General features: G+C 65.1%; 13 protein-coding genes. 8 read left to right on the top strand and 5 right to left on the bottom strand.

What is annotated here, in order from left to right; translation table 11 throughout:
* The first annotated feature begins 2 nt into the window (after positions 1–2).
* The 7 genes from EOA33_RS12680 to EOA33_RS12650 all read left to right on the top strand — a co-directional run bounded on the left by EOA33_RS12680 (position 3) and on the right by EOA33_RS12650 (position 6,600).
* Positions 3–170, top strand: coding sequence for a TOBE domain-containing protein (locus tag EOA33_RS12680; RefSeq protein WP_281033521.1), 168 nt, complete (start codon positions 3–5; stop codon positions 168–170).
* Positions 170–1,087: an ABC transporter permease gene (locus tag EOA33_RS12675; protein ID WP_127405780.1), complete on the top strand. Its 918-nt coding sequence runs from the start codon at positions 170–172 to the stop codon at positions 1,085–1,087. The genes EOA33_RS12680 and EOA33_RS12675 overlap by 1 nt, the downstream gene beginning before the upstream one ends.
* Positions 1,084–1,884 (top strand): ABC transporter permease, encoded by an 801-nt coding sequence (locus EOA33_RS12670; RefSeq protein WP_127405779.1) that lies wholly within the window; start codon positions 1,084–1,086, stop codon positions 1,882–1,884. Before EOA33_RS12675 ends, EOA33_RS12670 begins: the two co-directional genes overlap by 4 nt.
* Before the next feature lie 22 nt (positions 1,885–1,906).
* Positions 1,907–3,493, top strand: coding sequence for a gamma-glutamyltransferase (gene ggt, locus EOA33_RS12665; protein WP_127405778.1), 1,587 nt, complete (start codon positions 1,907–1,909; stop codon positions 3,491–3,493).
* A 71-nt stretch (positions 3,494–3,564) separates the two neighbouring features.
* Positions 3,565–5,094, top strand: coding sequence for an acyl--CoA ligase (locus EOA33_RS12660; RefSeq protein ID WP_127405777.1), 1,530 nt, complete (start codon positions 3,565–3,567; stop codon positions 5,092–5,094).
* Positions 5,094–6,080, top strand: coding sequence for a 2-dehydropantoate 2-reductase (locus EOA33_RS12655; protein ID WP_127405776.1), 987 nt, complete (start codon positions 5,094–5,096; stop codon positions 6,078–6,080). The genes EOA33_RS12660 and EOA33_RS12655 overlap by 1 nt, the downstream gene beginning before the upstream one ends.
* Before the next feature lie 166 nt (positions 6,081–6,246).
* Entirely contained in the window at positions 6,247–6,600 is a 354-nt protein-coding gene (locus tag EOA33_RS12650; RefSeq protein WP_127405775.1) for a nuclear transport factor 2 family protein, read from the top strand.
* 84 nt (positions 6,601–6,684) lie between these two features.
* Here EOA33_RS12650 and EOA33_RS12645 read toward each other — a convergent pair whose 3' ends face one another.
* Together EOA33_RS12645 and EOA33_RS12640 are read right to left on the bottom strand one after the other, a co-directional pair.
* Entirely contained in the window at positions 6,685–7,164 is a 480-nt protein-coding gene (locus EOA33_RS12645; protein WP_127405774.1) for an SRPBCC family protein, read from the bottom strand.
* The gene (locus EOA33_RS12640; RefSeq protein ID WP_127405773.1) at positions 7,161–7,514 is read right to left on the bottom strand and encodes a metalloregulator ArsR/SmtB family transcription factor; all 354 of its coding nucleotides are present in this window, start codon (positions 7,512–7,514) and stop codon (positions 7,161–7,163) included. Before EOA33_RS12640 ends, EOA33_RS12645 begins: the two co-directional genes overlap by 4 nt.
* Before the next feature lie 157 nt (positions 7,515–7,671).
* On the opposite strand from EOA33_RS12640, the gene EOA33_RS12635 reads away from it, so the two are divergent.
* Entirely contained in the window at positions 7,672–8,025 is a 354-nt protein-coding gene (locus tag EOA33_RS12635) for an ArsC family reductase (RefSeq protein ID WP_126055993.1), read from the top strand.
* A 206-nt stretch (positions 8,026–8,231) separates the two neighbouring features.
* On the opposite strand, the gene EOA33_RS12630 is transcribed toward EOA33_RS12635, so the two are convergent.
* From EOA33_RS12630 to EOA33_RS12620, 3 genes are all read right to left on the bottom strand, one after another.
* Positions 8,232–8,588, bottom strand: a complete 357-nt coding sequence (locus tag EOA33_RS12630; protein WP_126055992.1) for a DUF488 domain-containing protein — start codon at positions 8,586–8,588, stop codon at positions 8,232–8,234.
* Between the two features lie 22 nt (positions 8,589–8,610).
* Complete coding sequence (locus tag EOA33_RS12625) at positions 8,611–9,867, bottom strand: aminopeptidase (protein WP_127405772.1); 1,257 nt, start codon at positions 9,865–9,867, stop codon at positions 8,611–8,613.
* A 222-nt stretch (positions 9,868–10,089) separates the two neighbouring features.
* Positions 10,090–10,361 (bottom strand): LysR substrate-binding domain-containing protein (locus EOA33_RS12620; RefSeq protein ID WP_245482319.1); only part of this gene is annotated, 272 nt, incomplete at its 5' end.

Raw genomic sequence — 10,361 nt, 5'->3', positions numbered from 1 at the left:
TCATCTACCAGGGCGACAGTTTCGCCTGCTATGCCACGCTGCGAGATGGGCGTCAGGTGACGCTGCGCGACTATTGCCGCAGTGACGTGCTGGCAAAGCTGCCAAGGCCCGGCGAACCGGTCAATCTCGGTATCGATGCCGATGATGTGGTGCTGGTGGCGGCGGACTGATGAGCATGCAATCCGCCATACTCCCCCATGCCAGCGCCCCGACGCTCAACGCCGATGCGTTGCATGCCGATGCGCGCCGCGAATCCTTCGGGCTGCTGGCGCTGCTGTCGCCCGGCCTGCTGCTCGTCTTCGCCGTCATCATCGTGCCGATCGGCTGGCTGTTCTGGCTGTCGCTGTTCGACGAGACCGGCGCGCTGAGCGCTTCGAACTACGCGCGCTTCTTCCAGCAGCCCTCCTACATCAAGACCTTCCTCACCACCTTCAAGGTCGCCTTCGCCGTCACCGGCGCCTGCGTCGTGCTCGGCTATCCGCTGGCCTACATGCTGTCGCAACTGCCGCGCCGCGCGGCCTCGATCTGCCTGATCCTGGTCATCCTGCCGTTCTGGACCTCGGTGCTGGTGCGCACCTATGCCTGGCTGGTCATCCTGCAGCGCAAGGGCCTGATCAACAGCTGGCTGATCGATCTCGGCGTCATCAGCCAGCCGCTGCCGCTCGCCAACAATTTCGCCGGCGTCATTATCGGCATGACCCACATCATGCTGCCGTTCCTAGTGCTGCCGCTCTACGCCTCGATGAAGACGATCGACACCGATTGCCTGCGCGCAGGCATGAATCTCGGCGCCAGCCCGGCCGCCACCTTCCGGCAGATATTCTTCCCGCTGTCGCTGCCCGGCCTCGCCTCCGGCGTGGTCATCGTCTTCGTGCTCTGCCTCGGCTTTTTCGTCACGCCGGCGCTGATGGGCGGCGGCAAGGTCATCATGTGGGCGATGCGCATGGAGCAGACCACCAGCCTCTATTCCAACTGGGGCGCGGGGGCCGCGCTCGGCGTCGTGCTGCTGGCCGTAACGCTCGCCCTGCTCGGCCTGTTCCAGTGGCTGCTCGGCGCAGGCGCCACCGGCGTCTGGAGCTCGCGATGAGCATGGAAAATGCCCTGCCCATCTCGCACCGGCAACGGCTCTGGCTCTATGGTCTTGGCGCCCTCGTCCTGCTGTTCCTGATCGCGCCGTCGGTCATCATCGTCATCATGTCCTTTTCCGACTCGACGCTGCTGCAGTTCCCGCCCCAGGAATGGTCGCTGCGCTGGTACGAGAGCTATTTCGGATCGGTGGAATGGCGCGATGCCACCATCGTGTCGGTCAAGGTCGCGGTGATGACGATGCTCGTGGCTACGCCACTCGGCACAGCCGCAGCCTACGCCATCAACATCGGCACGCTGCGAATGACCGGCGCCATCAATGCACTGCTCACCGCTTCGCTGATCATCCCGGTCATCCTCATCGGCATCGGCACCTTCTTCCTCTATGCCCGCATCGGCCTCAACAACACGCTGACCGGCCTTGTCATCGCGCACACCGTGCAGGCCTTGCCGCTGGTGGTGCTGACCGTGCTTTCCGGCCTGCGGTCTTACGACATGAACCAGGAGAAGGTGGCGCGCAGCCTGGGTGCCAACCGCTTTTCCGCCTTCCGCCAGGTGACGATGCCGCAAATCCGTTTCTCGATCGTCTCGGGCGCGCTGTTTGCCTTCATCACCTCCTTCGACGAGGTGGTGGTGTCGCTGTTCATTTCCGGCGGCGAAACCACGACGCTGACGCGCCGCATGTTCAATGCTCTGCGCGACCAGATCGACCCCACCATTGCCGCCATTTCGACTTGCCTGATTGTGCTATCGATCGTCTTGTTGTCCGCCGCTCAACTTTTCGGCCGCGGACGTTGAATGCAGGGATACCGTAAACAGCATGCGTGATTTCCAATTCCCCGGCCGCTCGCCCGCCCGCGCCACCGAAGCGATGGCCGCGACCTCGCATCCGCTGGCCACGCTTGCCGCCATCGAGATGCTGCGTGCCGGCGGCAATGCGATGGATGCCGCCGTCTGCGCCGCAGCCGTGCAGGCGGTGGTCGAGCCGCAATCGACCGGCATCGGCGGCGACTGCTTTGTCCTCTTCTGCCCGAAAGGGCAAGGCAAGGTGCTGGCCTTCAACGGTTCGGGGCGTGCGCCTGCCGCCGCAACCGTCGACTGGTATCTGGAGAACGGCTTCAGCGAGCTTCCGAAGCAGGGTCCCCACGCGGTCACTGTACCGGGCGCGGTCGATGCCTGGTGCCGGCTGCTGGAAGACCATGGCTGCAAGGGCATTGCCGACGCATTGGCGCCCGCCATCCACTACGCGGAAAATGGCTACGTCGTGCACGACCGCGTCGCCTTCGACTGGGAGGATCCCGAAACCGACCTGTCGGCCGACGAGGTGGCGGCGCGCATCTTCCTGCCCGGCGGCCAGCCGCCCAAGGCCGGCGACGTCCATCGCCAGCCGGAGCTTGCCGAAACGCTGCGCATCATCGCCAGGAAAGGCCGCGCTGGCTTCTACGAAGGCGCGGTGGCCGAGGACATCGTCGGTCGCTTGCGCCAGCTCGGCGGGCTGCACACGCTCGACGATTTCGCTTCGACCAAGGGCGACTACAAGGCCCCGGTTGGCATCTCCTACAAGGGCTACGGCATCCATCAGATGCCGCCGAACAATCAGGGCCTGACCGCGCTTCTGATGCTGAACGTGCTGTCCGGCTTCAAACTCGGTGAACTCGACCCCAATGGCGCCGAACGCCTGCATCTGGAGATCGAGGCCGGGCGGCTGGCCTACCGCGACCGCGACACGTTTCTCGGCGACCAGGATCATGTCGCCGTCCCGGTGAAGGAGCTTTTGTCCAGCGCTTACGCCGACCGGCTGCGCGCCGCGATCGACCGCGAGCGTGCCATGACCGAATTGCCGCGCCTCGACCTGCCGGGCAGCGACACGGTCTACATTTCCGTCGTCGACCGCGACTTGAATGCGGTGAGCTTCATCAACTCCACCTACTATTCCTTCGGCAGCGGTGTCGTCAGCCCGAAGAGCGGCGTCGTGCTGCAGAACAGGGGCACCAGCTTCCGCCTCGATCCGAAGCACCCGAATGCCATAGCGCCCGGCAAGCGGCCGATGCACACCATCATGCCGGGCATGATGACCAAGGACGGCCGCGCGATGATGCCGTTCGGCGTCATGGGCGGCGGCTACCAGCCTTTCGGCCACGTTCACCTGCTGACCAACATGATCGACTTCGGCATGGACCCGCAGCAGGCGCTGGATGCGCCGCGAGTCTTCTACAACAGCGGCGTGGCGGAGGCGGAGCGCAGCGTGCCGGTCGACGCGGTTGCAGGCCTGCGCCGGCGCGGCCACCAGGTGGTGGAGCCGGATCATCCGCTGGGCGGCGGGCAGGCGGTGCTGATCGACTGGGAAAAGGGAACGCTGACCGGCGCGTCTGACCCACGCAAGGACGGACTTGCGCTCGGATACTGATGCCGGCGGCTTCACGATTGCGTGCTGCCGCTCGGCTGGATTTTTGCAGGCTGGAAAGATAGTCGGTGACCATGACCAATACCGCTGACACTGTGGACCTTGCGCACCGCCTCGCCCCCGGCGCCACTGACGCGCCGGCTGTTTCGGCCCCTGACAGGCCGACGCTCACGCATGGCGGTTTGCGCCGGCTGATCCGCGAGACGGTCGCGAAGATGAATGCGCTAGGCCTCGGCCGTGGCGACCGTGTGGCGATCGTGCTGCCTAACGGGCCGGAGATGGCGACCGCCTTCCTCGCCGTGGCGGCGGCGGCCTCGACTGCTCCGCTCAATCCGGCCTACCGGGCCGACGAGCTCGATTTCTATCTCTCCGACATCGGCGCCAGGGCGATCCTGGTTGCCAGGGATGAGCAGGGACCGGCGGTCGAGGTTGCCGAGCGTCTCGGCATCCGTGTGCTGCGGTTGCTGGTCGCGGACGACGCGCCGGCCGGCAGCTTCACCATCGCGGGCGATCCAGTCGGTCCGCCCGCCGCGCCCGGATTGGCTGCGGACGGCGACATCGCGCTGCTTCTCCACACCTCCGGCACCACCTCGCGGCCGAAGCTGGTGCCATTAAGCCACGCCAACCTTGCCGCCTCGGCCGAGCATATCGGCGCCACGCTCGGCCTGACATCGGCCGACCGCTGTCTCAACATCATGCCGCTGTTCCACATCCATGGGCTGATCGCCGCGGTGCTGTCCTCGCTCGCCGCCGGTGGCAGCGTCTACTGCACGCCGGGCTTCAATGCGCTGCGCTTCTTCCACTGGCTGGGCGAGGCAAAGCCGAGCTGGTACACGGCGGTGCCGACCATGCACCAGGCGATCCTGCCGCGCGCGGCGCGCAACGCGGATACTCTCGCGGCGACACCATTGCGTTTCATCCGTTCGTCCTCGGCGTCCTTGCCGGCGCAGGTGATGGCCGAACTGGAGGCGACCTTCGGCTGCCCGGTGATCGAATCCTACGGCATGACCGAAGCCGCGCACCAGATGGCCTCCAACCGGCTGCCGCCCGGCCAGCGTAAGCCGGGCAGCGTCGGCGCCGGAGCCGGGCCAGACGTGGCGGTCATGGCGCCGGACGGGCAGTTGCTGAAACCGGGCCAGACCGGCGAGATCGTCATTCGCGGACCCAATGTGACGGCCGGCTACGAGAAGAACCCCGACGCCAATGCGAGTGCTTTCGCCCATGGCTGGTTCCACACCGGCGATCAGGGTGTGCTCGACGAGGATGGCTATCTGCGCGTTACCGGCCGGCTGAAGGAGATCATCAACCGCGGCGGCGAGAAGATCTCGCCGCTGGAAGTCGACGGCGTGCTGATGGATCACCCGGCGGTTGCGCAGGTCGTCACCTTCGCCATGCCGCACGACAAGCTGGGCGAGGAGGTGGCCGCGGCGATCGTGCTGCGCGAGGGGCAGAGCGCCAGCGAGTCCGACATTCGCGGCTTTGCCGCGGCGCGCCTCGCCGATTTCAAGGTGCCGCGCAAGGTGGTGATCCTCGACGAGATCCCCAAGGGCGCGACCGGCAAATTGCAGCGCATCGGTCTCGCGGCAAAACTCGGACTCGGCTAATGCGCGTCACCGTTTTCGGCGCCGGCGCCATCGGCGGCTATCTCGCCGCCAAGCTGGCGGCCGCTGGCACGGTCGATCTGTCGGTCGTGGCGCGCGGCGCGCATCTCGAGGCGATCAAGGCCGATGGCCTCAGGCTGATCGAGGGCGAGAGCGAGATTGCCGCGCCAGTGAGGGCGGCGGCCCGCGCGGAAGAGCTCGGCGTGCAGGACTATGTCGTGCTGGCGCTGAAGGCCCATTCGCTGGCGCCGGCGCTCGACCAGCTCGCACCGCTGCTTGGGCCGGAGACAGCGGTGGTCACCATGCAGAACGGCGTGCCCTGGTGGTACTTCTACAAGGCCGGCGGCGCGCTCGAAGGCACGCGCATCCAGGCGGTCGATCCCGGCGGCACGATCTGGCAGCGCATCGGCCCGCAGCGCGTCATCGGCTCCGTCGTCTATCCCGCCGCGGAGGTCGATGCCCCCGGCCTGATCCGCCATGTCGAGGGTACGCGGTTCTCGCTTGGCGAGCCGTCCGGCGAAAAGAGCGAGCGCGTAAACGCGCTGGCGCGCGAGATGGTCAAAGCCGGACTGCAGGCGCCGGTGCGCGAGGACATCCGCTCGGAGATCTGGATAAAACTCTGGGGCAATCTCTCCTTCAACCCGATCTCGGCGCTGACCGGCAGCACGCTTGCCGCCATCGTCGCCGACGAGGGAGCGCGAATGCTCGCCCGCGCCATGATGCTGGAGGCGCAGGCGATCGGCGAAAGCCTCGGCGTCCGCTTTCCGGTCGCGGTCGATCGCCGCATCAAGGGCGCCGGCGATGTCGGCGAGCACAAGACCTCGATGCTGCAGGACCTGGAACGCGGCCGTCCGATGGAAATCGACGCTCTGGTGAGCGCGGTGCAGGAACTCGGCCGCTTGACCGGCCAGCCGACGCCGACCATCGACAGTGTGCTGGCGCTGGTGCGGCGCCTTGCCATCGAGCGCGGGTGTTATTCGCCGTTGTAGCTGGCAGGTGGACGGCGACAACGATGCCTTGGCCACGATGTGAGCATGTTGCCGCGGCGAGCCGGTCTCGCTCATCCTGACATGAATTGTCACCTGTCGACCGGGTCAACGGTGGCAGCCGAGCAATCGACCCCCTACCTGCGACTGGTCTGAACAGGAGGAAGTCATGACCACTGCCGAAATTGCCAAGGATTTCACGGAGCTCCTCAAGCAGGGCGACAGCCACAGCGCTGCCGCGAGGTACAATGCCGACGACATCGTCAGCTATGAGGCCATGGAAGGGCCGATGGCCGTTTGCAACGGCAAGGAAGCCGTCAAGCAGAAGGGCGAGTGGTGGGAAGCGAACCATGAGGTTCACGGCGGCTCGGTCGACGGCCCCTATGTCAATGGCGACCAGTTCGCGCTGCGCTTCAAGTTCGACATAACGCCCAAATCCACCGGCGAGCGCGTCACCATGGATGAGGTCGGCCTCTACACGGTCAAGAACGGCAAGATCAGCGAAGAGCGTTTTTACTACTAGCCGGGCCACTCCCGCTCGCTGCGTTTTGTCGTTATCTCACGCGGCCGGGGCGAAGCACTCCGGCCGCCGTTTGAGGGCGAGACCTCAAATCGTCTTTGCATAGTCCGCAAGCTGGTCGGCCACCGTGCCCCAGCCATCGAAGAAGCCCATCTCTTCATGGCTGTCGCGCGTCGCCTCGTCGCGGTGGATGGCAGTGGCGGTATAGCGTGTGCCTTTGCCTTCTTGTGTCAGCGCAATGACCGCGGTGATGAAAGGCTTGCCCGACGGCCGGTAGCCGGGCAGCAGCGCGTCCGTCCACACCAGCCGCTCGTTCGGCACGATCTCGAGATAGCAGCAATGGCGGTCGTTGACCTCCTTGCCGTCGGGCGACTGCATGCGGGTGCGAAACAAGCCGCCGGGCCGAAGGTCGATCTCGCAATCGGTGATGATCCACGGCTTCGGCGTGAACCATTGCTTGACGTGCTCTGGCATCGTCCAGGCGCGCCAAAGCAGTTCGCGCGGCGCGTCGAGGACGCGTTCCAGTGTCAGGTCCAGCCTCGGATCGGACTTGAATGGATAGCTCATTTTTCTTTCTCCTTAAGCGACATGACATAGGCATCGAACTGGTCGAGTCGGCTCTCCCAGAGCGCGCGCTGTTCGGCCAGCCAGTTCTCCGCGAGCACCAGCGGCTCGGGTGAAAGCCGGTAGGTCCTGACGCGCCCGGCTTTCTCCGAACGGACAAGTCCACAGCCTTCCAGCACCTTGAGGTGCTCGACGAAGGACGGCAGCGCCATGTCGAACGGCTCCGCCAGCTCACTGACCGAGGCAGGGCTCCTGCCCAGCCGCTCCACCACGAGGCGGCGCGTCGGATCGGCGAGCGCGCGAAAAATGCCGTCGATCGGCGGCACGCTTTCGCTGACGGTCTGCGGGCTCATGGTTGGTTCTCCTCGGTCGCTGCTCGTCGGCAATTACTTAGGAAAAAACCTAAGTATTGGCAAGGCCAAAAATCGAGGTGTGGACGGTTGGCAAAGCGGGCAGGGCGGGCCTACGGTTCCGTCGGATTCGTAAATCCGTCAGTTCAAGAGGCCTGTTTTGACGATCACCATGTATGGCATCACCAACTGCGACACGATCAAGAAGGCGCGCGTCTGGCTGGAAAGCCGCGACGTTCCCTACCGCTTCCACGACTACCGGGCCGAGGGCATCGAGGCGGAGAGGCTGAACGGCTGGGTCGGAAAGGTCGGCTGGGAAAAACTGCTCAACAAGGGGAGCACGACTTTTCGCGAACTGCCGGGCGAGGAGAAGGGTGCGCTCGACGAGAAGAAGGCGAAGAAGCTGATGCTCGCCAAGCCGACGATGATCAAGCGACCGGTGCTGGAGGTTGGAGAGCGCATCCTGGTTGGATTCAAGCCGGAGGCTTATGAGGAGGTGGTTGGCGGGAAATAAGGGGCCATCTCGTACGCAGCAATCCTTCGCGCCCCCCTCTGTCCTGCCGGACATCTCCCCCTCGAGGGGGAGATTGGCAGCTTTGGCGCGTCGCTCATTCCTGCGACGTTGGCGATTTGGCGAAAGCCGGCGCGAAAGCTGATCTCCCCCCTTGAGGGGGAGATGGCCGGCTGGCCAGAGAGGGGGGCGAAGGAACTCGACGTCATTTATGCTTGGGCTTGCAAATACTCCGCCAGCGCCACCGCATTGTTGTGTGCCTCATCATGTGCGCCATAGAGCAGCGTCACCTTGCCTTTGCCGAGCAATGCGCGCAGCTGGGCCATCGCCTCGCCATTCCCATCCAGTTCCGCCGAATACCGCTTCCGAAACTCCGCCCAGCGCTCCGTCTCGTGCCCGAACCATTTGCGCAGTTCGTCGCTCGGGGCGATCTCCTTCAGCCATAGCGTCAGCGCGGCATCCGTCTTGGCGATGCCGCGCGGCCAGATGCGGTCGACCAGCACCCGTTGGCCGTCCGCTTTCGCCGGCGCTTCATAGATGCGCTTCACCGCTATGTCGAAGGCCATCACACCCTCAAAGCGAACCCCCTCAGGCCCATTCGCCCTTACGCATCACCGGCACGCGGCTGCCGTCCTTGCCGAGACCGTCGATGTCGATCTTGTCCGAGCCGATCATCCAGTCGATGTGAATAAAGCTTTTGTTGCCGCCGCGCGCGGCGATCTCGTCCTGGCTGAGCGAGGCGCCGTCGACGAAGCACTTCGAATAGCACTGGCCGAGCGCGATATGGCAGGCGGCGTTCTCGTCGAACAGCGTGTTGAAGAACAGCAATCCGCTCTTCGAGATCGGCGAGGAATGCGGCACCAGCGCCACTTCGCCGAGGCGGCGCGCGCCTTCGTCGGTGTCGAGCACCTTCTTCAGCACGTCCTCGCCCTTGGAAGCCTTGGCCTCGACGATCCGGCCTTCCTCGAAGCGCACTGAGATCTCGTCGATCAGCGTGCCCTGGTAGGAAAGCGGCTTGGTCGACGAGACGTGGCCCGAGACCCGCCTTGCATGCGGCGTCGTGAACACCTCCTCGGTCGGGATGTTCGGGTTGCAGGTGACGCCGTTCTTGGCCGTCGAGGCGCCGCCCATCCATTCATGGCCTTCGGCCAGCCCGACCGTCAGGTCGGTGCCCGGCCCGGTGAAATGCAGCGCATGGAATTTATGGCCGTTCAGCCATTTCGTGCGCTCGGCCAACGCGGCGTTGTGCGCCTTCCAGTTGGCGATCGGGTCTTCGACGTCGACCCGCGAGGCCGAGAAGATCGCGTCGGCGAGCTTGGCCACCGCAACGTCGTCGGCATCGCCCGGAAACACATGCTTGGCCCAGGCAAGGTCCGGATAGGCGATAATGTTCCAGTTGATGTCGAAGCCGGTGATCTTCTCCAGCGCCGGCTGGTAGGCCATCGAGTTCGCCTTGTTGGCGCGCGCCACCTTGGCCGGATCCTGCGCCGACAGGAGCGACGGATCCTCGCCGCGCACAGCAAGCCGCGCCGCGTTGTTGGCAAAGGCTTTCGCCATGCCTTCATAGAGCCAGCCGGCGGCACGATCGAAGCCGGCGTCAGCGCCATAGCGGAAGCGCGCCAGCGTGATCTCGTCATCATTGAAGATCGGCGTCACCAACCCGGCGCCGGCCTTGTAGGCATGCTCGACGATGCGCCGCGTCAAGGGCAGGGCCGCGATCGACGACGTCACCACAAGGTCCTGTCCCGGCTGCAGCTGCAGCCCGACCTTGATGGCGACCTCGGCCAGCCTGTCGAGCTTCACCGGGTCGATGGTTGCTGCAACGCCGCGCGAATGTGTGGTCATGATCCTGCCTGCCGTGATTGTGAGGTCTGGTCCTAGAGACTGTTTGGAAATTTCCACTCTGGCGGCCATCTGATGGCGTTTTCTGCGCTTCCGTTGCTCACGGACGAATGTCCGCTGCGCTACCGTTCTCGAATCCACCACCATATGACTCGCCGGAGCGAATTTCGAAACAGTCTCTTACATAGACCGGCAGGGCTGGCCTTTCCACAGGGATCGACTGGGTCAGGCGGCGCTGTCGAGCGTCCGGAACTTTGCCATGGTCGCCTCGATCTCCTCGCGGATCCAGGCCTTGAAGTCGCGCACCTTGCGGCTCTCGCCTTTTGTGGCAGAGGTCACCATCCAGTAGCCCAGCCCGCTCTCGGCGCGCACGCCGAATGGCGCGACCAGCCGGCCGTCGGCCAGCGCGTCGGCGGTCAGCAACTGCCAGGCGAGCATGACGCCACGGCCGGCGATCGCCGATTCCAGGCAGAGCATGGGATCGGTGAAACGTGCCC

The sequence above is a fragment of the Mesorhizobium sp. M4A.F.Ca.ET.050.02.1.1 genome, from assembly GCF_003997725.1.
GTDB lineage: Bacteria > Pseudomonadota > Alphaproteobacteria > Rhizobiales > Rhizobiaceae > Mesorhizobium.
Note: the sequence above shows the minus strand (reverse complement) of the source record. Positions and strands in the feature narration are given on the sequence as shown.

Coding starts and splice junctions, on each gene's coding strand:
- EOA33_RS12630 (WP_126055992.1), bottom strand. CDS start 8,588: ATGGCCTTCGACATAGCGGTGAAGCGCATCTATGAAGCGCCGGCGAAA.
- EOA33_RS12640 (WP_127405773.1), bottom strand. CDS start 7,514: ATGAGCCCGCAGACCGTCAGCGAAAGCGTGCCGCCGATCGACGGCATT.
- ggt (WP_127405778.1), top strand. CDS start 1,907: ATGCGTGATTTCCAATTCCCCGGCCGCTCGCCCGCCCGCGCCACCGAA.
- EOA33_RS12645 (WP_127405774.1), bottom strand. CDS start 7,164: ATGAGCTATCCATTCAAGTCCGATCCGAGGCTGGACCTGACACTGGAA.
- EOA33_RS12670 (WP_127405779.1), top strand. CDS start 1,084: ATGAGCATGGAAAATGCCCTGCCCATCTCGCACCGGCAACGGCTCTGG.
- EOA33_RS12660 (WP_127405777.1), top strand. CDS start 3,565: ATGACCAATACCGCTGACACTGTGGACCTTGCGCACCGCCTCGCCCCC.
- EOA33_RS12655 (WP_127405776.1), top strand. CDS start 5,094: ATGCGCGTCACCGTTTTCGGCGCCGGCGCCATCGGCGGCTATCTCGCC.
- EOA33_RS12625 (WP_127405772.1), bottom strand. CDS start 9,867: ATGACCACACATTCGCGCGGCGTTGCAGCAACCATCGACCCGGTGAAG.
- EOA33_RS12675 (WP_127405780.1), top strand. CDS start 170: ATGAGCATGCAATCCGCCATACTCCCCCATGCCAGCGCCCCGACGCTC.
- EOA33_RS12650 (WP_127405775.1), top strand. CDS start 6,247: ATGACCACTGCCGAAATTGCCAAGGATTTCACGGAGCTCCTCAAGCAG.